At 61.3% G+C, this 22,248-nt stretch carries 17 protein-coding genes; 9 read left to right on the top strand and 8 right to left on the bottom strand.

Going from position 1 to position 22,248, the window contains the following annotated elements; genetic code table 11:
- The first annotated feature begins 277 nt into the window (after positions 1 to 277).
- The 4 genes from H567_RS25500 to H567_RS0116445 all read left to right on the top strand — a co-directional run bounded on the left by H567_RS25500 (position 278) and on the right by H567_RS0116445 (position 4,722).
- Positions 278 to 946: an anthranilate synthase component II gene (locus H567_RS25500; protein WP_051185049.1), complete on the top strand. Its 669-nt coding sequence runs from the start codon at positions 278 to 280 to the stop codon at positions 944 to 946.
- The gene (locus H567_RS25495) at positions 943 to 2,358 is read left to right on the top strand and encodes an anthranilate synthase component I family protein (RefSeq protein WP_051185045.1); all 1,416 of its coding nucleotides are present in this window, start codon (positions 943 to 945) and stop codon (positions 2,356 to 2,358) included. Before H567_RS25500 ends, H567_RS25495 begins: the two co-directional genes overlap by 4 nt.
- Positions 2,355 to 3,212, top strand: coding sequence for an aminotransferase class IV (locus H567_RS0116450; protein ID WP_028322231.1), 858 nt, complete (start codon positions 2,355 to 2,357; stop codon positions 3,210 to 3,212). The genes H567_RS25495 and H567_RS0116450 overlap by 4 nt, the downstream gene beginning before the upstream one ends.
- A gap of 262 nt (positions 3,213 to 3,474) precedes the next feature.
- Positions 3,475 to 4,722: an acyl-CoA dehydrogenase family protein gene (locus tag H567_RS0116445; protein ID WP_028322230.1), complete on the top strand. Its 1,248-nt coding sequence runs from the start codon at positions 3,475 to 3,477 to the stop codon at positions 4,720 to 4,722.
- Between the two features lie 33 nt (positions 4,723 to 4,755).
- Here the strand turns inward: H567_RS0116445 and H567_RS0116440 are convergent, their stop codons facing one another.
- The 3 genes from H567_RS0116440 to H567_RS0116430 form a co-directional block, all read right to left on the bottom strand.
- Complete coding sequence (locus H567_RS0116440; RefSeq protein WP_315861791.1) at positions 4,756 to 8,298, bottom strand: two-partner secretion domain-containing protein; 3,543 nt, start codon at positions 8,296 to 8,298, stop codon at positions 4,756 to 4,758.
- Between the two features lie 47 nt (positions 8,299 to 8,345).
- Positions 8,346 to 9,179 (bottom strand): cohesin domain-containing protein, encoded by an 834-nt coding sequence (locus H567_RS29060; protein ID WP_028322228.1) that lies wholly within the window; start codon positions 9,177 to 9,179, stop codon positions 8,346 to 8,348.
- 117 nt (positions 9,180 to 9,296) lie between these two features.
- Positions 9,297 to 12,305: a DUF7948 domain-containing protein gene (locus H567_RS0116430; RefSeq protein WP_208598406.1), complete on the bottom strand. Its 3,009-nt coding sequence runs from the start codon at positions 12,303 to 12,305 to the stop codon at positions 9,297 to 9,299.
- A 684-nt stretch (positions 12,306 to 12,989) separates the two neighbouring features.
- Between H567_RS0116430 and H567_RS0116425 the strand changes: the two genes are divergently transcribed.
- From H567_RS0116425 to H567_RS0116410, 4 genes are read left to right on the top strand one after another with little or no spacing between them, the layout of a single operon-like run.
- On the top strand, positions 12,990 to 13,217 hold the full coding sequence (locus tag H567_RS0116425; protein ID WP_028322226.1) for a 4Fe-4S dicluster domain-containing protein: 228 nt from the start codon (positions 12,990 to 12,992) through the stop codon (positions 13,215 to 13,217).
- Positions 13,218 to 14,366, top strand: a complete 1,149-nt coding sequence (locus H567_RS0116420; protein ID WP_028322225.1) for a 2-oxoacid:acceptor oxidoreductase subunit alpha — start codon at positions 13,218 to 13,220, stop codon at positions 14,364 to 14,366.
- 3 nt (positions 14,367 to 14,369) lie between these two features.
- Positions 14,370 to 15,179 (top strand): 2-oxoacid:ferredoxin oxidoreductase subunit beta, encoded by an 810-nt coding sequence (locus tag H567_RS0116415; RefSeq protein ID WP_028322224.1) that lies wholly within the window; start codon positions 14,370 to 14,372, stop codon positions 15,177 to 15,179.
- Positions 15,179 to 15,727 (top strand): 2-oxoacid:acceptor oxidoreductase family protein, encoded by a 549-nt coding sequence (locus tag H567_RS0116410; protein WP_028322223.1) that lies wholly within the window; start codon positions 15,179 to 15,181, stop codon positions 15,725 to 15,727. Before H567_RS0116415 ends, H567_RS0116410 begins: the two co-directional genes overlap by 1 nt.
- A gap of 172 nt (positions 15,728 to 15,899) precedes the next feature.
- Here the strand turns inward: H567_RS0116410 and H567_RS25490 are convergent, their stop codons facing one another.
- The 4 genes from H567_RS25490 to H567_RS0116390 form a co-directional block, all read right to left on the bottom strand.
- The gene (locus tag H567_RS25490; RefSeq protein WP_051185044.1) at positions 15,900 to 16,877 is read right to left on the bottom strand and encodes a 5-oxoprolinase subunit C family protein; all 978 of its coding nucleotides are present in this window, start codon (positions 16,875 to 16,877) and stop codon (positions 15,900 to 15,902) included.
- A complete protein-coding gene (gene pxpB, locus H567_RS0116400) occupies positions 16,874 to 17,572 on the bottom strand; it encodes a 5-oxoprolinase subunit PxpB (protein ID WP_028322222.1) in 699 nt (232 codons plus the stop codon). The genes H567_RS25490 and pxpB overlap by 4 nt, the downstream gene beginning before the upstream one ends.
- A 36-nt stretch (positions 17,573 to 17,608) precedes the next feature.
- Positions 17,609 to 18,388: a LamB/YcsF family protein gene (locus H567_RS0116395; RefSeq protein ID WP_035254839.1), complete on the bottom strand. Its 780-nt coding sequence runs from the start codon at positions 18,386 to 18,388 to the stop codon at positions 17,609 to 17,611.
- 118 nt (positions 18,389 to 18,506) lie between these two features.
- A complete protein-coding gene (locus H567_RS0116390) occupies positions 18,507 to 20,657 on the bottom strand; it encodes an AsmA family protein (RefSeq protein ID WP_161626640.1) in 2,151 nt (716 codons plus the stop codon).
- 327 nt (positions 20,658 to 20,984) lie between these two features.
- On the opposite strand from H567_RS0116390, the gene fdhD reads away from it, so the two are divergent.
- Entirely contained in the window at positions 20,985 to 21,800 is an 816-nt protein-coding gene (gene fdhD / locus H567_RS25485) for a formate dehydrogenase accessory sulfurtransferase FdhD (protein WP_051185042.1), read from the top strand.
- Between the two features lie 127 nt (positions 21,801 to 21,927).
- Here fdhD and H567_RS0116375 read toward each other — a convergent pair.
- On the bottom strand, positions 21,928 to 22,248 hold a 321-nt coding region (locus tag H567_RS0116375), incomplete at its 5' end, for a DUF362 domain-containing protein (RefSeq protein WP_028322219.1).

Below are 22,248 nucleotides of genomic sequence, written 5' to 3'. Positions count from 1 at the left end.
GACTATGTGGGAGGCTCAGTCAGGGCCTCCACGCACTTCATACCTGGCAGTCCCGACGCGATACCCGGGCTGGTCCGGGATCGTCCCTTGATCTTGCCCGGCTCCCGTTCCGGCTTTCGATGCCCAAAGCCGCCGGATCCAGGGTCCTGCCGCGGGCGCGCATGGGATCCCTTGACATCAGGAACGATCTGAGGCAATGTATAGAGGAGTGATGTCAGGCGCAAGCCATCCAGACTCGGTCTGGATGGCTTTTTTTGTTTTTTGGGAGACAAGGCGCATGCTGCTCGTCATGATCGACCACTACGACTCTTTCACGTACAACCTGGTGCAGCTCTTCCAGGAATTCGACATCGACATCCCGGTCTTTCGCCACGACGCCATCGACAAGCAGAAGTTGGACAGACTTCGGCCTGACTGGGTCTGTCTCTCACCCGGGCCCGGCACCCCCGGAGATGCTGCAGAGACGAAAGAACTGGTCAAGCGCCTTGCCAGGCGTGTCCCGCTCCTGGGGGTCTGCCTCGGCATGCAAATCCTCAACGAGGTCTACGGCGGACGGACCGTCCGAAGCCCGCTGCCGGTCCACGGCAAGGCCTCCCCGGTCCACCACACAGGGCGGGGCATCTTCCGAGGGCTGCCGTCGCCCTTCCAGGCGGCACGCTATCACTCCCTTCAGGTGGTGCCGGGCTCCGACCTGGAGCCCCTGGCGCACGCCGAAGACGGCGTCATCATGGGGCTGCAGCACCGCCACCTGCCCATCTGGGGGGTCCAGTTCCACCCGGAATCGTTTTTCAGCGCGTACGGGCTGCAACTGGCCGAAAACTTTCTGAGGCTCGCCCCCGGCTTCCCCGCCCATCAGATCGTACCGCAGCCGGTGAGTGAGCGGTTTCCCCGCTGGAAGCAACCGTGCGCTGAACATCAACCGCCCCCCGGAGAAATCGCGCCATGAAGCCTTCGCGAACGCTCTCCTGTCAGGCCCCTCTCAAGCTGCTCAAGAACGAGATCCTCTGCGAATATGCCTCGGATGCTATTTTCCTGGAGACAGCCAGAGGCCTTGCAGGGATGCCCGGTTGCTGCGTCCTTCTAAGCGGAGGAGATCTGGACTGCAGCCGCTATTCGCTCATCGCCTGGGACCCTTTTCTCACCTTCAAAGCCAAAGGCGAAGCCATCACCCTCGAGACGCCCTTTGGAACCCAACAAAAGCAGGGTGACCCGCTGGAATGCCTGGACCATTTGTTTTGGAGGCTGCAGCCCGATTTCAACCTGCCGGCCGCCCCATTTGGCGGCGGAGCCGTCGGCTATCTGGCCTATGAACTCAAGAACCGGATCGAAACCCTCCCCCAGACCGTCCGCGACGACCTGGGACTGCCCGATCTCTATCTGACCTTCCCATCCAGGGTCCTGACCCATGACCGCTCGCTTGGAATCCTGCGATATCTTGTCCTCGGCACTGGAAACCATCAAGATTTGGATGTGAATCCTCTTCACCGTCGGATCCTGAGGCCGGGCCCCCCTCCCAGAGCAGGCCGGACCGAGAGCAATTTCACCCCTGACGCGTACCGCGCAGCCGTCTCCGCCGTTCGGGAATATATCGCGGCAGGGGATGTCTATCAGGTCAACTTGTCTCAGCGCTTCAGCTTCCAGCTGCAAGGGGATCCGTTCGCCCTTTGGGAGCGCCTGTTCGCACGGAACCCAGCCCCATTCTACGCCTACCTGAACACCGGCGACCACCAGGTGCTCTGCACCTCGATGGAGCGATTTCTTTTCCGGGAGGGCGACACCATCGAGACCCGGCCCATCAAAGGCACCCGGCCCAGAGGCGGCAGCCCGGCCGAAGACATCCGGCTCGGGAGGGAACTCCAGCAAAGCACCAAGGACGATGCGGAACTCTCCATGATTGTGGACCTCCTGCGAAACGACCTCGGCAGGGTCTGCCGCCCGCGCACCATCCGCGTCGTGTCGCACAAGCGGGTGGAGGCCTACCGGAACGTCTTCCACCTGGTCTCCACGGTGGCCGGTGAAGCCATCACTAACCTCACGCATGCCGGTCTCCTGCGCGCCGCCTTCCCGGGCGGCTCCATCACCGGCTGTCCGAAGATACGGGCCATGGAGATCATCGACGAACTCGAACCGTGCGTCCGGCATGTCTACACCGGCTGCATCGGCTACCTCGGGTTGCACCGGAACCTGGACCTCAATATCGCCATCCGCACGGCCATCGTGCATCAAGGGACATGCCGCTTTTCGGCAGGCGGCGGTATCGTGTATGATTCGGACCCGGAGATGGAGTTTCTGGAAACCCTCCACAAGGCCGGAACCCTTTTCGAGGTGCACCGGCAGCTCGGCCGGAGACACTCATGAGCGAATCGGTCACACCATCCAGCAGGCGGATTTGGCTCAACGGTCGCTTCGTGCCGGAAGACCGGCCGGCGATCCATCCCCTGGACCGCGGGTTCCTTTACGGCGACGGGCTCTTCGAGACCCTGCGGGCCCAAAATGGACGGCCTCTCTACCTCTCCCAACACCTCGACCGCCTAAGACAAGGAGCGGAAGAATTGCGCCTGAATCTACCCGGTGACCTTCACTGGGATGGGATCATCGCCCGCCTGCTCCAGGTCAATGGCCTGTGCAAAAGCGCGGCCCGGGTGAAGATCATCGTCACACGCGGGCAGGAACCTCGATTGGGTCTTCCCACGGCGTGCAGGCCGACCATCATTCTGAGCGCCGAACGGTATCACCCCCCCACGGCCCGGGATTACCTCGAGGGTTGGCGCCTGCACTGCCACCTGAACAGCTACGCACCGCCCCTGGCCCGATACAAGTCACTGAATTACCTGTTCTATCTTTGTGCACGTCAGGCCGCGCTGGATGCCGGATGCCACGAGGCCGTGGTCTTGGACCCCGAGGGCCGGGTCTGCGAAACCGCGGCGGGCTCGCTTCTTTGCCGGAGTGGGGGGACCTGGTGGACCCCTGAAAGCCCGCACCAGCTCACCGGCATCACCCTTCAACAGGTCCGGCGCCTCCTCGGCCTAAGCGGAACCCCCGTGGATACCCGGGCCGCCCGGCCGGCGGACCTGCGGAACGTGGGCACCGTCTGGGTGCTCAACGCGCTCATCGGCGTCATGCCGGCCGTGCAGATCGACGGGCGGATCATCCCTGATCCCCTGCACGACGCCGCAGACCGGATCCGGGGGCTGCTGGTGGCCGGGAATTGACGCGTTCGAAGCAGAGGCTTCCGGTCCTGTCATTTGCACGGGCGCTGCTTGCAGTTCCCACACGGTGCATGTAAGATCAGGGCGGTTGCCGGATCCGGCTTTCGCCTCCAGGCGCTCAGCCGACCGGGCCTATAGCGTAGAAGTCCGCTGTCCAGGCAGCGCTCCTGAAGGCCGTTGAAGCAAACCATGCATTCCGGAAGGCGGGTGAATCCGAAGGGTCTTTGTCTGAAAGCTATCCGTCTGTCACAGGAGAAAATCCAAGATGTATGAATTCCTGCTGAGCCAGGCCCAGAAACAGATCGTGGAGGAAGCCAGGGACCTCGTGGCATGGGTGCCGCGGGAGATGATCCTGGACATGGACCGGGAAAGGATCGTCTTCCCCCGGGAATTTCTGCAGGAGGCCGGACGCCGCAACCTCCTTGGCTGCCGTTACCCCAAGAAGTGGGGCGGCCGGGGCATGGACTGGGTGGCCACCTGCGCGGTCATGGAAGAGATCGGGACCCTCGGCTATATCTTCGCCTGCACCTTCGGGGTGGGGGCGGAACTCGTCTGCGACGCCATTGTGCTCCATGGGAGCGACGACCTCAAAAAGAAATATGTCAAACCGCTGCTGGCAGGTAAGATCTTCGCCGCCGAGTGCCTGACCGAACCCCGGGGAGGCTCCGACTTTTTCGGCACCTCCACCTCTGCCATCGAGAGCGGCGACCATTTTCTACTCACCGGACAGAAGCGCTTTATTGTGGGGGCGGAGGGCGCCGACTACTTCCTTGTCTACGCCCGCACCGATCACGACCCCCAGACCCACCCCCACAAGGCCCTGACCTGCTTCGTCGTGGATCGGGGGCCGGGTGTAGAGGTCAGCTACCTTTACGGCCTCATGGGGTGCCGCGGCGGGGGCGCCGGCCGCCTGGTCTTCAAGGATGCCGTGGTGCCCAGGGAAAACATCGTGGGGAGGCTGAACGGGGCCTACAAGGTCTTCAACACGATGATGATCCCGGAGCGCCTCGGGACCGCCGCCATGACCATCGGCGCCGCCCGGCCCGCCCTGGATATCGCCACGGGGTACACCACCCGGCGCAAGGCCTTCGGCCAGACCATCAACCAGTTCCAGGGGGTCAGCTTCCAGGTCGCGGAGGCTGCGACCCTTCTCGATGCCAGCCGCTCGCTCGTCTACACCACCGCCCGGGCCATCGAGTCGGGTCAAGACCCCAACACCATCCGCCGGCTGGTAAGCGAAACCAAGAAGTTCGTCACCGAATCGTGCCAGGAAGCCGCGCGCAAGGCCATGCAGGTCATGGGCGGCATCGGATACACCAATGTCTTCCCCATCGAACGGATCGTGCGCGACCTCGGGCTCGCCTCCATCTGGACCGGATCGAACGAGGTGATGGCCCTGATCACCGCCCACGAGTGGTACCGGGAGTACACCCTGCGCAAAAAGGGCGGGCGTGAGCGGGACTATGAAAGCGACGCACCCGAGGCATTCGCAGAAGATGAAAAAATCTATTGAGAGGATGCTTGACAGCGGGTCACGCAACCCCGCTTATTTTTTGAGAACGATGTCGGCAACAGCTGTCACATCGGTCTCCTCCAAGACATAGTTGCCGCTGTCCCGGCCCGCCAGTCCAAGATCCCATACCGTGGCCGCCTTGCCGGTGCCCATATTCCGGTCAGCGAAATAGGCGGCGGTGCACTTAAAGCCTACGTCATCCCCGGCAACGACCCCTGTCAGGAAGCCTGACACTCGTGCCGTAGTCGTGCCGTCATAGACCTTGTCTTCGACTGCACAGGACGCAGTGATCGGCCGAGGAAGAACCTCGACCGTCTGGTTCCCTTGGAACTTGATATCATATCCCTGCTGATCACTGTAAAGGCCGCCCAGGACGACGGACCGCAATCCCACATCCTTGCCTTCGGTCATGAAAATAGGTTCACCGAGGATCTTTCCTTCATCGAAACCCCCCGGCTTGTCGGCCCAGGATAAGCTGCACACGCAACCATCGGGCAGGCATTTTGTTCCGTCGTATATTTTGGCGTACGATCCGCTGCCCTTTTGCTGACATGTGAAAGCAGCCGTTATGGGGGGAAGAAAACAGCGCAGGAGTGGATAGCTGTATCCCCCATAAATGCGCCATACCTTTCCGGTGCCCCCTGCGTCGTCGATGTCCCAACCCGCGTTTACAAAGGTGGATAATTTTTTCATCTCGGCCGTCGTCTTGCCCGTGCCAAGGGCCGAAGTCGCCTGGCCCGAGGTCTCCCTATCCCAAAAACTCCTGGAGACGTAACCAGATCCCCAATACTTACCCCCCACCAATCCGCCAAAATGGTCTTCCCCAACGACTTCACCGACACACCAACTGTTCTCGATGCGGCCGTCACTGATCATTCCCACCAGACCGCCGACGAATAGACTCCCCCCTGCAGAAGCGTCGCTCCAGCTGTTTTCCACGCCAGATTCTTGAAGAATCCCGACCAACCCCCCAATTGCGGCCGTTCCATTTACGGAACCACTGCTCCAACTGTTCCCTATCCTAACCTCACTCCCGCTTTCCTTGCAGAAGTACCCGACCAAACCACCCAGACCTCCATCACCCTCCACGTGAGCGTTGCTCCAACAGGATACAATAGTCGAATCCCCAGAATACCCCACAAGACCACCGGTCCAGTTCCCGCCTTTCACTTCACTGCTGCTCCAACTCCAAGAAATACCCGAACACAACAGCTCACCCACCAATCCGCCCGCATAGCCCTTGCCAAGAACATTGCCGACGCTCCAGCAGTTCTCGATGCAACTGTCCGCGGAAACCCCCGCCAGACCGCCGAGGGCACCCGAATTTTTCTCATCGATATTCTGGACCACGGCGGAGGTGCTCCAATTCGAGAAAATGGTCGAACCAACGGCTGCGCCAACCAGGCCTCCGCCATGACCCCATAAACCGCTAAGCGTGACATTCCCCTTGCTGTGACTGCCGCTAATCGTGCCACTGTTAATCTCTCCTGCAAGACCGCCTGCACACCTTTCCACACTCTGCCCGTTCAGTGAAACATCTGCGACACTGCTGCAACCATGAATCTCCGACCTGTCATTCGCCTTTCCCACCAGCCCGCCGACGATCCCGTTACCCGACACAGTCCCCCTGCTGCTGCAATCCTCGATGTGTGTCTCTTCCCATGCCGAACCTGCAAGCCCGCCAGCTTCTACCGTTCCGCTCACCGAACCCCCGCTGGTGCATGAATACATATCGGAACCGATGCAAACACCGACCACCCCGCCGACACTGTGCTCTCCAATGACATCGCCATTACTCCATACGTTCTCGATCCGTGCTTTCACGGCTCTGCCAATCAGAGCTCCCACTCCCACAGTCCCTCTTATAGAAGGATGTTCCAGACATACATGGGCGACACAGCCTTCTTCGATGGCACCGAAAAGGCCGACAAAATTCCTGCCCTGCCTTCCGATGTGAAGCCCGCTGATGGTATGCCCAAGCCCATCGAAATGGCCTGCAAATCGATCTCTTACACGATAATCGCTTTCATTCCCGCCAACAGGTTCGAACCCGGAACCATCATGCCAGTTCCGTGTGGCCGAGGCATCGATATCGGCCCCCAAAGCATAATGGCGACTGAGATCCCCCAGCATCCCCTGGAGATCCTCTGTCGTTCGGCTGCCTGGATTTCCCAGATGGGTAACCACCCTGAAATCCATCGCCGGGCGTTCACTCCCGCAGCGCGTTTGAAAGGTGTCACCCCCCGGCAGGTTGATGGGTGCCCTGATAAGATATTCAGCTTGGGTCCCTTCGATTATCCCGTCACCAGATCCCTGGCCGTATTCCAGGATCAGCATGGCCTCTTCGGACCCGGACAAGTCGCTGTTGATCTCGATGTTGCGGAAAGCGGAAAGGGTCAAGGTGTTCCGACCCCACGTGATTTTGTCATTGACAAAAATGTCGCCCTGACCGCCCCTGCCGCTGGCAGAGGTTTCAATCCTCACGCTGCCTTGGGCCAAGGCTCTGGAAAGTCCCTCACCCGTTATGTCTCCCCCGGAGGAAGCGATAGTGAAATCCTCAGGATCGATGACCCACAGCCCCCCGGTTCGACCGTGCACGCTCGTCGCAACACGCAGATTGTCTTTCACTGAAACCTTGCCCGCCGACGTCTCTATAAACCCTCCCCCAGTTCCCTCGGAGTCCAACGCGTCGAGCGTTCCTCCGACGATGACCTCCCCTCGCATGCGGTCCGACAAGAGCAGAATCCGTCCGGCACAATTTGACAGGGCCTTCGCCTCAATAATCCCTGAATTGATTACCGTAGCCGTCCTCCCCTCCTCTACCGCTGCAGCTTTCAACGCCACCGTACCACCATCCGCCCGGATGACCCCCCGGTTTTCGATCCAGACATCCATCTTGCCTGGTGCTGGATGGAATTCCAGGATGTCTCTCCCTTCACCGGTCAGACGCATCGAATCCCCCGCCACCATAAGCACCGGCCCGGAGGAGGTCTCGATCACCCCCTCGTTTTCGATCCGCGGGGCAATGAGAACCGCCCGGCCGCCTGCGGCGGCCTCGATCCTCCCCGCGTTCCAGAGAAACCCGGAAAGGCCGGATGATGATGCAAAGGCCGTTTCCCCCGACAAGAATGCTGCCCCCGTTATAGACTGACTGGAAGCAAAGAACTCTGTCGCCTTCACCTGAGCCGCCGGGCCGAAGAGAATGCCCGAACGATTCACCAGAAATAGGGCTCCTTCAGCGCTGAGCCGGCCGTGAATCTCACTCGGCCCGGATCTGCCGGTTCGAATCAAGACGGCACAGCAGGCATCGCTTTGCCGGATGATAACCGCAGCACTCGCACCGATATCGAAACTCTCCCATTCGATGATCATCCGGCTGGAGGTCTGGCTGATCGTTAGAGTCTGTCCAACCGTCTGGATATGCCCTTCTCCGAAAACGATCCGCCCATTGACGGGGAGGGCCGCAGTTTTCTCTTCGGGAAACGCGGACGCCCCGCTGGAAATCAGCGCCGACAAAGCTGTGAAGGCGATGCAAAAGGCAAACCGATGGCGTGTGCCCCGCAGACTCCGAAGCATGTGCTTCAAACCTCTCTTGCATTCTCTCGCGACCCTTCCAAACGTCGTCACCATTTCAACCTCTCCCCGGTTTTTCGACGCCTCAGAAAGCGAACGCAGACACCTCCGAGGAGAACTGCGATGATCATAGCGCCCCATTTGCTCAAGGCAGGAACGGCGCAGGCATCCTGCTCCACCGACACCTTGACCGCGGCGGTCGTCTCGCCGCAGGCGTTCAGGGCCCTCAGGATGTAGGTGGTCGACTGCGAAGGACTGACCTGGAGACTCCCCCCTGATGGATCCACAGATCCCGGATCGGGCGTGATCGACATGCTCTCCGCACCCTCCACCGCCCAGGACAAGGTCAAATTTCCCCCTGGCTTTATGCATTCCGGTGTCGCCGTGAAACGCCCGATAACGGGGTCAACCTTCAGAAAGGCATCATGGACATCCCACCCCGCGACACTGTCCTTCAAGTTGATCAATTCCAAACGGCTGCATATGCATTGAGCAGCGGTAAACACCAGCCGATACAAGACCCCTGAACAGCCGCTTGGCAGTTTATTGGAAAGATAATAGCCCCCGACCCTTATCACACCTGGAACGATCTCGTTATGATCCGAAACGAATCCGGATATCAGCGGACCTTTTTCTCCTCCATCAAATGACAAAACGGCCGTGTCGAACCGGACTTCGAACATGAAAGCGCCCAAATCGTTAGGGGCATCGACCACATGGACTTCGAAAACGTACTGTCCCGGTGAGGGACAGGCATTTTCCGCCAAATAGAGCCCCCTTTCGATCGTTCCTGCACCGACATCGACCGCCGTTGCAGCGGTCAGCAGAAGGATAAGGAAAAGAGCTAACCACTCCCTGGATGCTCGGATTGTTTTGCCGTCCACTACGATCACCCTTTCCTTGTTCTAAGAATTTGCAGCACTGTGAAATTATAACCAAACCATGCCGCCTGCCCTTTAGCGGCGGCGCCTTCAAATCTCGACAAAGGAAATGAAGGAACGTCAATCGAGGCAGCTCGGACGCCCCATGGCTTTATCCAGAATGCATTGCGCATCGGCCGCAGTCACGCTCCCGTCCCTGTCGACATCTGCGGAAGGCAGTTCGTCACACGCCCCGCAATCGGTCGGGCAAATCCCCAGGGAAACGTCCAAGGCGCATTTTGCATCCTGGACCGTTATCTCGCCGTCCTCATTCAAATCGCCGTTGACCAGGCCCTCTTCGGCGAAGACCGCATGGATAGTATGATTGACCACTATGGAAGGGAACGTGTAGCGGGCCACCGCCCCTACGGATGCACCGTCTACGAGAACGTTTTTGATAACGTATCCAGCGTCCGGTGTGATGGTGAAGGTCTGGGCAGAGCCTTGGTTTCCATAGATCTCGCCGGCCGGGTGGATCCTGCCGTTCGGTCCGGCCGTCGCTCTGATCATATGAAAGGGATCCATATATACCGTGGCGACGGCGGTGTTGTCCCACCCATGCACATCGTTTTCAGCGCTCCGGATTTCGGCCCTATTTTCGATTCGACCCGCCGCGCCGGCGGACACCTGGACGACGATATCCAATGAAACACTCCCGCCCGCGGCGAGGTCGCCGATATGCCAGAGGCCCCTGTGGGGGTCATAGCCTCCGACAGCCGTAAAAGCGGACACAAATACCAACCCCGCAGGGAGAAGATCTTCCACTGCGACTTGCGTGGCATTTTGCGTGCTGTGGTTCATTGCCGTGAGGGTGAAAGCGATTTCCTCGCCCTTCGAGGGGTTGGCGTTGCTGACGTCTTTCCCTATGCTCAAATCCACCCCAGAAGCCGCGTTCTCACCCAGTACGATCAGAAAAAGGTCATGCCGCGTGCCGGCAGGTTGTCCAGCGGCCAGCGCGCCGTTATCGGGACGCGGGCCATCCGTTACCCCGGCAACATAGACGGTACCGTTGGACCCCGCTGCGACGGCGCTTCCGTATTCCCGGCCTTCCCCACCCAGAAAGGCCGAGAAAACCAGGCTTGCCGCGCTGCTCAACCCTGTATCCAAGGTGACCACGAAGACGTCGCTCTCACCCTTCAGTCCACCTTGATACCCGTCACGGACAGGAAAATCCAAACTGGCCGTCTGTCCGGTCACATAGATATGTTCATCGACATCCAGAGCAACAGCCGAACATGCTTCGATACCGCTTCCCCCGAGGTAAGTCGAGTAGACAAGGCCTTCTGAACCGCTGCGGGTTGTATCTATTTTGGCCGCAAAGACGTCCACGCCCCCCCTCAAAGCCGTTTGACAGCCGTTCAGGACCGGGAAATCACGGCTTTCCGTGTCTCCGACCAGAACGGCTCCGTACCTGTCGTCTACGGCCACGCCATAGCCTGTTTCCGTCTTTTCCCCACCGACAAAGGTCGCATAGACGAGGCCTTGATGTCCCTCTTTGGCCGTGTCCAGACAGGCCAGAAAGGCATCGCAACGCCCTGACAATTCGGGCTGACAACCATTGAGAACGGGGAAATCGAAGCTGAAGGTGGAGCCTGTGACGAAGGTCAAGCCGCGGCTGTTTACCGCCACGCCCAACCCGCTCTCATGCTGGCTGCCACCGAGATGCGTGGCGTAAACCAAGCTTTCGGAGCCTTCAAGACGCGTATCCAATTGGACCATAAAGGCATCCTGACCGCCCTTCGGCTGCGGCTGGAATCCCGAGCGGAATTTCTCGTGCAGACCCGCCAGATCCAGACTGTCCGTGGAACCGGCGATATACGCGTTCTCCCGGCCGTCTACCGCTACCGCATAAGCAAGATCGCCTCCGGTTCCCCCGAAATAGGTTGCATAGATGAGGCTTTCGACACCCTTCCGGGTGGTGTCGATCCGAATCAGGAAGGCATCGGCATCCCCTCGAAGATTCAACTGACACCCGGCTAAGACCGGAAAATCCGGACTGTCCGTCCACCCTGTAATATAGACATTTCCGTCGTCGCCAGCCGCTATCCATCCGCCGAATTCCTGCCCGCTCCCGCCGAGATAGGTTGCATAAACTGGATTCTCAGCAGCCGGCCGGGTGGTGTCGATTTGGACAAGAAAGATGTCGGTATCGTTGGGATCAACCCGACAGGAGTTTTCCAGAGGGAAATCGCTGCTGAGCGTAATGCCTGCAAGATAAGCCTGTCCGTCGCAGTCCACTGCGGCGCCGTTCAAAAAATCGTCCGCTGCGCCGCCAAGAAATGCTTCTTGCGTCACAACAACGGGGTCGATAACGAGCGGTCGACTGCGGTCGTAGGAGCCCACCTCGAAAGCGTACGTATCTTCCCCCGTTTTCCGGTAACCCGATGCCACCGCCACACGGCGGCCCTCGAATTCTTGATAACTCAACGGACGCCGGTGGATCAGTTCGCCGTGAACCGTTTCGATCCTCAGATCCCCCTTATCGTCTATCCGGCTACCCCGTACCCCGGCATATTTGAGACAGATACGCCCGGGATCCGCCCCTGGCCCCACAATCCAGTCATACTCGACCTGCCTCGCCATCCCGTAGACTTTGAGGTCTATCCCTTCATAAATCCCCCGGTACATAACGGATTGAAAAGTGGGAATCCCGGTCTTCCAGTGTTGGCAGTCCGGCCCCCTGATGACGTTTACGCGGCATTCCGCCTCCTCGAGGGCCTCCAACTCGGGCATCTTCACGGCGCCTGGAAAGGAGAGTCTGGTCACCTCCCTCTTGATGGCTTCCTTTTCCAACCCTGTTGATGAACCCCCGGCCACCGCTGTCTTGCTCGATTCGGCCCGCACCACGTCGAAGACCATACCCTCGGCCGTCACCCACAAGGTGTAACCCGACGCCCGGGCATAAAACATGACATGTGGATCCACTTGACCTGCATTGGCAACAAAGCGGAGGGGCATCCCCTGGAATGCCACCCGAGGAGGGTTGTCTTTGGCCGGAGGAACAGGAGCGTTGAAACCGTCGGCGCAAGCAAAAACAGGCGACAAAACCAGGGTGATGAATCCGGAAACGAGCACGATCCAATGCATCATGCAGCTCCAACAAGAAATGGAACCCGTTTGCCTGATTTCCAAGGGCGTGCAGCCTCTCCGCTTTCGGATCCACTCCAACTTGGTAAAGGTCTCCTCCCTCTCGAGAACCGAAAAGCGGGCTCCAACCCCCAGGTTCGAGCCCGCCGTTCCGATGAGTTTTACCTGAATGGATTGATCTAGCAAAAAAGATGCCAAATAGTGCAGGAACGTATCCAGGCAAACATATCCATACCAAGAAGATGAAAAAGCTGTATAACTTATTGATTTTAAAGTAATGAATACTTTCATAGTCATAGGTCTGCCGATCAGATCTATCCCGTATCCTGCAGAAAAAAGGATTCCTCCATCACGAAATGGGCGGATTGCTCTGAATGCTGTGCATCCGTTTTAAAAATAATGGGGATTCACGCAGCCACCGCCGGTAAGAAAACGACAAGGTCAGAACTATTTTCGAACAAAAAAAAAGAAGGACACGTCTCAACTTGGTCCGCCGAGCCGCCAGTCCTGCCCCGGACATGTTTCGGTTCCATTGATCGTCTCCTTCTGGTAGAAAGGGAGTTCGGATGGTCGGGGCAGGATCCGACCCTCGGATCGAGCCGGGATCTTTTTTCATCCGGCTGGAAAGGTCGAGCACAGAGACAAACGAGATCCGAGTCCTCGTGTGGACCGTGAAAGGACAATCCGATGCCGAAAGGGAAGCCGAAACTGAAAGGGCACGTCATCAACCGGGACTGGTGCAAGGGCTGCGGGATCTGCGTGCACTTCTGCCCGAAGCACGTCCTGGAGCTGGACGACCAGGACAAAGCCTGCGCCGTACGGCCGGAGGACTGCATCTGCTGCAGGATGTGCGAGATGCGGTGCCCGGACCTGGCGTTGACGGTCGAGACCATGCCGGAAGAGGAGCGGAGTTGAATGGAAGGGTCGATTCGATTCGTTCAGGGAAACGAGGCCTGCGTGGAGGCGGCGCTTTATGCAGGGGTGGAATTCTTCGCCGGGTACCCGATCACCCCTTCGACGGAGATCGCCGAGCACATGTCCTACCGCCTCCCGCAGCTTGGAGGCAAATTCATCCAAATGGAGGACGAAATCGCCTCCATCTGCGCCATCATCGGGGCCTCGCTGACAGGGCACAAGGTGATGACCGCCACGAGCGGCCCGGGGTTTTCCCTCATGCAGGAGGGCCTCGGCTACGCCATCATGACGGAGATCCCCTGCGTCATTGTGGATGTGCAGCGCGGAGGACCGTCGACCGGGCTACCGACGGGGCCGAGCCAGGGGGACGTCTACCAGGCGCGATGGGGGGTCCACGGGGATCATGCCATCATCGCGCTCACGGCATCGAACCATCAGGACGTTTTCGAGATGACGGTCCACGCCTTCAACATGGCCGAAACCTACCGGACGCCGGTGATCCTCCTCTTCGACGAGGTCATCGGTCATCTCCGGGAGGGCCTCGTCATCCCCGAAGAAAGCGCCATTCCGGTGGTGCAGCGGCTGAGGACCTCGGTCAAAGCCGGTGTGGATTTCCACCCCTATCTGCCGAGGGAAGATGGACGGATCCCGATGTCCGATTTCGGCGGCGAGCACCGCTACAATGTCACCGGGCTCTTCCATGACATGTGGGGCTTTCCCTCGGACAACCCAGGTGTCGTCCACGGACTGCTCCGCCACCTCAAGGACAAGATCGTGCACAACGTCGAGGCGATCACGCGGTACCGGGAATACCAGTTGGAGGATGCCGAGACGGTCTTGATCTCCTACGGATGCTCGGCCCGCTCCGCCCTGCACGTCGTCGAGAACCGGCGGGCCAGGGGCGAGCGGCTGGGCCTGCTCGAGCTGCAATCCCTGTGGCCCTTCCCCTACGGCCTGGTGGAAGAAAAATGCGCGGCGGCCAAGCATATCGTAGTCGTCGAGATGAACATGGGCCAGATCGTCCGGGCCGTCAAACGGGCCGTTTCCAACCCCCAACGGGTCGTGTTGGCCAACCGCATCGACGGGCAGTTCATCAACCCGACCGACATTCGCAACATTCTCAGGGTCATTCAGGGGAAGGGGGTTTGACCGATGCCGAATATCAAGGATTACATCCGGGAACGTTTTTTCCCCCACATCTGGTGCCCCGGCTGCGGCCACGGAATCGTCCTGAGGGGGCTCATCACCGCCGTCATGGAGATCGGCTGGGACAAGAACAGCATCGTCATGGTCTCCGGAATCGGCTGCTCCTCCCGCATCTCCGGCTACGTCGATTTCCACTCCCTGCACACCCTTCACGGCCGGGCGCTCGCCTTCGCCACAGGGGTGAAGATCACCAAACCTGAGCTGAACGTCATCGTCCCCATGGGGGACGGGGACGCCCTGGCCATCGGGGGCAACCATTTCATCCACGCCGCCCGGCGCAACATCGAGATGACCGCCATCGTGATGAACAACCGGATCTACGGCATGACGGGCGGCCAATACTCGCCCCTGTCCGGGTATGGCAGCAAGGCCACCACGGCGCCTTACGGGAACATCGACCACGACTTCGACGTCGTGACCCTCTCGAAGGCGGCCGGGGCGTCTTTCGTTGCGCGCACCACCACTTACCACATAACGCAGATGGTCGACATCCTCAAAAAGGCCTTCACCCATCCGGGATTCTCCGTGGTCGAGATCATGAGCCAGTGCCCGACCTATTTCGGGCGCAAGAACCAGATGGGCGACGCCGCCGACATGATGGAGTGGTTCAAGGACAACACGACGCCCACCGGCTCAGAGGCCAAGCAACGGAACCCGGCCCTTATCGAACGGGGCATCTTCGTTCAGGAGCAAAAACCCGAGTACTGCCGCGAATACGACAGGGTCATCCAAAAAGCGATGAAAGGGGGTGCCTGATGGAACGTTGCAGGCTGGTCTTTTCGGGGTCCGGCGGCCAGGGGGTCATCACGGCGGCCATCATCCTCGCCGAGGCGGCGGTGCTCCACGAGGGCCTCGTCGCCACCCAGTCCCAATCCTACGGCCCCGAGGCCCGCGGCGGCGCCACCCGTTCGGACGTGATCATCTCGGACTCGCCCATACGGTTTCCGAAGGCCAACCAGCCGAACGTGCTGGTTTGCCTGACACAGGAGGCCTACAACAAGTTCTTCGGCATCATCCGCCCGGGGGGCATCCTGCTCACGGACCCGCGCTACGTGAAGCCGGAGGGCAGGGTCGACGCCCGGCTCTTCCAACTGCCCCTGTACCGCGAGGTCATGGACCGGATCGGCAAGCCGATCGTCTACAATATCTGTATGCTCGGCGCAGTGGTGGAGCTGACCGGCGTGGTGCAGCCGGGATCGGTCCAGAAGGTGCTGCAGAACAGGATCCCGCCGGGCGTCCTCGACATCAACCTGGAGGCCTTCGCCCTCGGCTGCGGGATCGCGGCGCCGTTCGCCGCTCGGTGAGCATCTGCCGGAGTTGCTGATCGGACAGCCCCTGCGAAGGGAAAATGAACGGCGATTCAAAGCGCAGGAATGAAACCCGCTGGAGAACAAGGCCAACGGTTGAATGGAACAAGACCGCCTTTGAAGCCTGACGGCCTCCCGGGCCAAAAAGACCCTCTTCTCCGTAGAAGGCTCAAAAAGGAAGTCCGAGGCGTTCCAGGCAGCTGACGGGGAGGGCCAGGAGGGCGTCGATCCCGGCCAGTCTGCGGGCTGCTTCCCTGCAGACCGCGTGGGCTTCTTCGATCGTCACCCGGTCGAACCGGACGGTGTCCCCCGGCCGGGCCTGCGCAATCCGGGAAAGGTCCGGCGAGATCACCGTGGCGATCTTCGTGTAACCCCCCATCGTCTGCTCCACCAGCAGCACGATGGGACGGCCGTCCGGCGGCACCTGCACGTTGCCCGGCAGGGACGGCTCCGAGACGATGCCCTGCGGAGCCCCCTCTTCGCGCTGGACTACCGGGCCGTTCAATCGGCATCCCATCCTGTCGCTCCGGGGAGTGACCTGGAAAACCGCCTCGAAAAAGAGATTCAGGGACCCTTGGAAACATTCGTCTTGGGGCCCCGGCACCGCCCGAAGCCTGACCGTACGCCCGTAGACCGGCGGGTCCGGTAACCTGCGCGCCCGCTTCAGCAGCTCTCCCGCGCCCCGCGCGATCCGATCCCCTTTTCGGAGGGGCCTGCCTTCGATGCCGCCCAGCCGGCCGCTCAAACAGGTGGACCGGCTGCCCAGGACCACCGGGACATCGACCCCGCCGGTCACCGCCAGATAGCCGCGGCAACCGCTCCGAGCCTGCCCGACCCGCACCACATCCCCCCTGCCGACCCTTACGGTGCGCCAGCATGGGGCGGAAACCCCATTTACGGACCACACCATGTCCGCGCCGGTCACCGCCAGATCCACCTCATCGAGCACCCGAAGGTGCGGGCCCGCAAAGGTCATTTCGAGGACGGCGGCCTCGTCCGAATTCCCCACGAGCCGGTTGGCGACCCGACAGGCGAAGGGGTCGAGGGCGCCGGAGAGCGGGACCCCCATGTGCAGGAACCGGCCCCGCCCGGCATCCTGGACCGTGGTCAGGGGGCCGGGGGCGATGACTGCGAAGACGGTTGTCATGCCTGGTCACCCACGGCGATCGCGTCGAATTTCTCCTGGGAAATAGGGGAAAACCGGATCCGATCGCCGGCACGGTAGAGAAAAGGGTCCGGGCGTTCCGGGACGAAGAGACGCAGAGGCGTGCGACCGATGATCCGCCAGCCGCCGGGGGTCTCGAGCGCGTAGGCGCCGGTCTGGTCATCGGCGATCCCGATCGATCCGGCGGGGACCCGTGTGCGCGGGGTCTCGAGCCGCGGGGTGTGTAGCCGCTCGTCCAGCCCCCCCAGGTAGCAGAACCCCGGCGCGAACCCGATGGCATAGATGGGATAGGACCGTTCGGTGTGAAGGAGGATGACCTCCTCCTCCGAGAGGCCGTGACCGGCGGCGACGAAACCGATGTCCGGGCCGAACTCACCGCCGTAGCAGACCGGGATCCTCACGGTCCTGGCGGGCGCCGCCTCTCTGCGATCCTGTGCATTTTCGAGACCCAGGACGTGTCGTTCCAGGGCGGCCGGGCCGGTCCTGCAGGGGTCGTAGAGGATGCACATGGAACAGTAGCCGGGGATGACGGCTTCGACCCCATCTGGCAAAGCTCTTTGAAGCAACGCGGTCATCCGGTGGACCTTCTCGTTCACCGAAAGGTCCACCCCTTCCCCGTATTCGATCAGAAGGCCCCGGTCGCCGCTGAACCTGAACCGGGGCGTCTCATAGAGCACGCCCGCCATCACCCTCGACCTGTGGAAGATCTCGCCTCAAACCCACTCCGCCATGGAGGCCACCCCGATGCCCTCCGACTCGAGGCCCCTTCGGATGGCCGCGGCCATCTCCACAGCGCCTGGATTGTCGCCATGCACGCAAAGCGTCTGGGCCTCCATCTCAAGGCTGCCCCCTTCGAGCAGCGAAATCCTTCCCTCCACGACCAGAGCGAGCGCCCGTTCCACAACCTCCTGCGGGTCGAGGATCACCGCCTCCGGCAGCCGCCTCGAAACCAGCGCACCTTCCCGGGTGTAAGCCCGGTCGGGAAAGGCCTCGAAAACCAACCGAACCCCCTCCTCGCGCCCGATGCGCGCCATTGCCTGCGCCCGTCCGCCGGCCGGTGCCACCAGCAGGATCTCCGCATCCAGGGCGGCGACGGCCCCCGTCAAGACCCGCAGAATGTCGAGGTTTCCCGCCGCCATGTTGTAGAGCCCTCCGTGGGGCTTCACATGCTGAAGGCGCACGCCGTGCAGACGGCAAAAGGCCTCCATGGCGCCGACCTGATAGACCACGTAGTCCCTGATCTCATCCAAGGTGCAATCCATGTTCCGGCGTCCGAAGCCGAGCAGATCCGGGAATCCCGGATGGGCGCCGACGCCGACGCGATGGTTTCGGGCCAACTGGATCGTCCGGTTCATGACTCCGGGGTCGCCCGCGTGGAAACCGCAGGCGATGTTCGCGGAGGTGATGTAGCGCATGACATCGGCGTCCATCCCGAGGGTGTAGGCCCCGAAGCTTTCCCCCATATCACAGTTGATGTCGATCTTGTCGGTCATCGCCATGCCGCCGGCTCGATGGAAAAGGTTGCAGTCGGCCCGGCGAAACCGGCCCGGGGGACACCGCACACCCTGCGCCTGTAACCCCCCGTCGCCCCTGTTTCGCCCGTGGTCCCGTTCATCTGCCCAACAGGCGATCAAGCAGTTTCCCTGCCTGATCGACCATCCCGTCGATGAGTTCTTTCGGCGTGCCGGCATCTTCCCTGACCGGCACCCCCGCTTCCGCCGCCCGCACGGCCGCCAGACACGGGTTTTCGGAGCCGGCGGCGCCGGTGGCCAGAGCGGCGGCAATCCCGGCCGGCCCGAAAAGGAGCGAGCCGCCAACGGCCTTTCCCACCACCCAGGCCGTTTCATGAACATCGAAACGGACGGCGGGCTTCTTCAGGGTGCCGCCCACCTTGAACGGCCGGGTCAGTTGCCCGATGGTGATCCCCACTTTGCCGAGGCCGGGCACCGAGAGGCCCGATTTCGGTATGAGGGCGAACTCGAGATCAAGGGTTTCATGGCGCAGATTCACCTGCCCCTCCCCTACGAGGCTCGTGACATCGGTATCCAGGACCAGCGCAGTGCTGCGCGCAAGCCCCCCCGTCACGAGAAACCCTGCCACCAGGCAGTTGAAGTCCGTGGTGGATCGGGGCCTTCGGGCCGGATCGACCACCTGCATGAGGCTCTGAACGACATCGGCCCCCCAGAAGTCGAAGCCCGACGAATCGATCCGCCCTGCGCCCATCACCAGGGAGATCTTCCCGTCGAGGCCCGCCATAATCTCGGCAAACGACGCGCCCTGGCCCTGCAGATCGAGGTCCGCGTCGAGTTCGCCCTCCAGTGACGGCTTCTCCCCCAACTTCTTGAGCATCCGCGACACATCGAGCTTCGTGACCTTGCACAGCGCGTCAAGCACAATCCCGCGCTCCGCAGCCTTGAAATGGAACCGGCCGGTGACCGAGCCCGCTTCCGTATCCGCCTTCAGGTCTTCGATCCGGAGACGCCCGTCCGAGAGCCGGACCTGCGCACCCAGATCTGTAAACGCCCACTTGGGCATGAACACGTTCTTGAAGGCGCAGTTCAGATCCAGGACCAGCCAGGCCGGGAAAGGGATCCGGATCGCCTCCGAGGAGAAGACGCGCCCGCCGCCGGCTGCATCTCGGCTCCCGGAAGCCCCCGCCCCGGGCTTCGAGGCGTCCGCCTCCCTTTTCGGGATAAAAGGCCTCAGATCCAAACGCTCCGACGACAGCGCCCCTTCGATGGACGGGATGGGCCCGTTCGTATCGAGCTCCAGTTCGCCCTCGAGCGTATTCTCCGCGAGCCTCATATGCAAGGCCGAGATTCGATACCGGCCCGCCGCAACATCACCGATCTCGAAACGCCCTTCGAACGGTTCCGGCAAGCCGGTCATCCCCAGAGGCCCGACAAACGGCAGCGGCTCGAGGGCCTCACCGTGGAAGGAGACCGTGAACCGCCCCCCGCGGATATGGAATACATCCTCCATCTCCCCCTCGATCGAGATCGCGGCCCCGCCGAAAAGCCCCTCCAGACGAACATCCCAAGGCCTCTTCGGATCTGTCAGGGCCGGCAGCCCCCCCGTGCGGCCCTTGAGCTCGAAACGATGGCCTTCATAGTCTCCACTCGCTTCCAGGTCGATATCGGCGTCCATGCCACCGCTCCGCGCCTCGAAACGCTCCAGCCGAAGGGTGTGCACGGCGCCCTCGGGCCCGCTCCGGTAAACGACAACCCCGTCAACCACTTCGACATCCTTGAATCCAAAGGCCGGAAACCGCTGAGCACCCCGCTCGACGGCGCCATCCGACCGGGCCGGCTGACCGGCCCCCTCCTCCGTCGCACTTACAGGACCTGAATCGCTGGCGGTCCCGGGTCCGGCGCCGCCTGGCGCTCGAGGCCCAGGGGGCGAGCTTCTATCGACATGGAACTGCGGCTCGACCAACTGGAGGCGTTTGACCTCCAGGACATCCTTCAGCAGAGGCAGCAAGGCGATCTGGATCTCGCAGCGCTTGACCCTCAGCAGGCCCGCTTCGGAATCTTCGCCAAAATCACCGAAACGCACCTCCTCGAGGACGATGACGGGTGAAAAACCGATCTCGACCGCCAGCGGCTTTTCGATCAGAAGCTCCCTGCCGGTCGAATCCCTGATGGCCTGGACGATCCTGGGCCTGAGCCGGTCATAGTCGTATGTCGCAGCAAAGATATAAACCGCCATGACCGTCAGGACGATTATAACGGCGAAAATGCCGAGGAACCATTTCCAACGCATCAAACCTCCCCCTTTTCCGGCTCCGCCCTGGAGACCCTCCCGATTCCCGGTCAGGGCTTGCGCGGAGATCTGGTTCATGATAATTTTATACACCCTGTGGATGGTTTTGAAAACACTCGATGCGATTTGGATGGGGTGGCTGAACGAACGGTCGCAGGGATCGATGGACCAACGGATTCGCCTGGACCTCGATGGTCCCGAGGGATCTGAAGTCCAGCCAGGCTTACAGGATGCCGGCTGCTGACGATCCGATCGGCGGCCGCCCGGCCGGAACGATTCCAAGAGCAATCCTGACGCCTTTGCCGCCTGCAACGTGAAGGAGGGGCCTTGACTGCACACACGATTCCGCTGCGGGTTCAGCTGCGGGAAGGAAAGGAAAACGGGGAAGCCCGGTTGGACATGATCCGGGAAGAGCCGCTGTCCATCCGAGTCCAGGGCCAGCCTTACGCCGTCGTCATGCGGACACCGGGGGACGAACAAGAGCACGCCGCCGGCTTTTGCCTCGCCGAGGGCATCCTGGACCGGCCGGCTGACATCGAGACCCTCGCCTCCTGTGAAGGGGAGCAGACCAACGTGGTGACCCTGACCGTCACCCCTTCACGGCTGCGGGTCATCAGGCCCATCCTCGAACGCCGGGGCTTCCTCAGCCAGTCGAGCTGCGGCATCTGCGGGAAAGAGCTGATCCAGGATCTCTCCCAGGTGCTGCACATCCTCCCGGACGGACCGAAGCTCGATCTCCAAAAGGCCCGCAGCTGCCTCGACACCCTGAAGGACCATCAGACCCTCTACCGGCTGACGCGCGCCGCCCATGCCGCCGCCCTCTACGATGCCTCCTTCGAGCGCTTGTCTCTGGCCGAGGATGTCGGGCGCCACAACGCCCTGGACAAGGCGGTCGGAAAACTTTTTCTGCAGGGGACCCTCGATCGAGCCAAGCTTCTGGTGCTCTCCTCCCGCATCAGCTACGAACTGGTCCAGAAGGCGGCCCGTGCCGGCATCCCTTTCATCCTGGCGGCCTCCAGGCCAACGGCCCTGGCTGTCGATCTGGCCCGGTCCCTCAACATGACCCTGGCCTCGCCGTCGCGTGAATCCGGCATCTATATCTATTGCGGATCCGGTCGTTTACTGCAAAGCGACGCACCCTGATCACTTCCAGGCCTGGTCGGAGCCGAAGGGACACAACCCGCAGAAGGCCTTCACTTCACAAGATTCACGCCATGCCTCGCGCGCCATAAAAAAAGCGCCCGAAGGCGCCCTTTTTTTGTACGTGTTTCTATTTCTCTTTGCCTTTTCTGACGATTTTTCTCTTTTCTTCCGGGATCGGCGGCGGAACCGGCTCGCCGACGAGCTTCTGCACCGCGCCGAAGCGCGGGGGGCAGACCTCGAAGCAAGTCCCGCACCGGATGCACTTGTCCTGGTCGATCACATGGATCAGATTCTTCCCCCCGATGATCGCCTCGGCCGGGCAGCGCCTGAAGCACGTCATACACGCCTGGCACTTCTCCGGGTCGATGTAGTAGGAGGCCACGTCCCGGAACAGCTCCTCGATCTCCTCCCGGGTGTAGAACCCTTCGTACTCCGCCTTGTTCGTCAG

It is taken from the genome of Desulfatiglans anilini DSM 4660 (assembly GCF_000422285.1).
GTDB classification, from domain to species: domain Bacteria; phylum Desulfobacterota; class DSM-4660; order Desulfatiglandales; family Desulfatiglandaceae; genus Desulfatiglans; species Desulfatiglans anilini.
This window is presented reverse-complemented; position numbering and strand designations above follow the sequence as displayed.

Bases quoted from the DNA above. Each gene is read 5' to 3' on its own strand.
- H567_RS25500 (WP_051185049.1), top strand. From the start codon at position 278: ATGCTGCTCGTCATGATCGACCACTACGACTCTTTCACGTACAACCTG.
- H567_RS25495 (WP_051185045.1), top strand. From the start codon at position 943: ATGAAGCCTTCGCGAACGCTCTCCTGTCAGGCCCCTCTCAAGCTGCTC.
- H567_RS0116450 (WP_028322231.1), top strand. From the start codon at position 2,355: ATGAGCGAATCGGTCACACCATCCAGCAGGCGGATTTGGCTCAACGGT.
- H567_RS0116445 (WP_028322230.1), top strand. From the start codon at position 3,475: ATGTATGAATTCCTGCTGAGCCAGGCCCAGAAACAGATCGTGGAGGAA.
- H567_RS0116440 (WP_315861791.1), bottom strand. From the start codon at position 8,298: ATGCTTCGGAGTCTGCGGGGCACACGCCATCGGTTTGCCTTTTGCATC.
- H567_RS0116430 (WP_208598406.1), bottom strand. From the start codon at position 12,305: ATGATGCATTGGATCGTGCTCGTTTCCGGATTCATCACCCTGGTTTTG.
- H567_RS0116425 (WP_028322226.1), top strand. From the start codon at position 12,990: ATGCCGAAAGGGAAGCCGAAACTGAAAGGGCACGTCATCAACCGGGAC.
- H567_RS0116420 (WP_028322225.1), top strand. From the start codon at position 13,218: ATGGAAGGGTCGATTCGATTCGTTCAGGGAAACGAGGCCTGCGTGGAG.
- H567_RS0116415 (WP_028322224.1), top strand. From the start codon at position 14,370: ATGCCGAATATCAAGGATTACATCCGGGAACGTTTTTTCCCCCACATC.
- H567_RS0116410 (WP_028322223.1), top strand. From the start codon at position 15,179: ATGGAACGTTGCAGGCTGGTCTTTTCGGGGTCCGGCGGCCAGGGGGTC.
- H567_RS25490 (WP_051185044.1), bottom strand. From the start codon at position 16,877: ATGACAACCGTCTTCGCAGTCATCGCCCCCGGCCCCCTGACCACGGTC.
- H567_RS0116395 (WP_035254839.1), bottom strand. From the start codon at position 18,388: ATGACCGACAAGATCGACATCAACTGTGATATGGGGGAAAGCTTCGGG.
- H567_RS0116390 (WP_161626640.1), bottom strand. From the start codon at position 20,657: ATGCGTTGGAAATGGTTCCTCGGCATTTTCGCCGTTATAATCGTCCTG.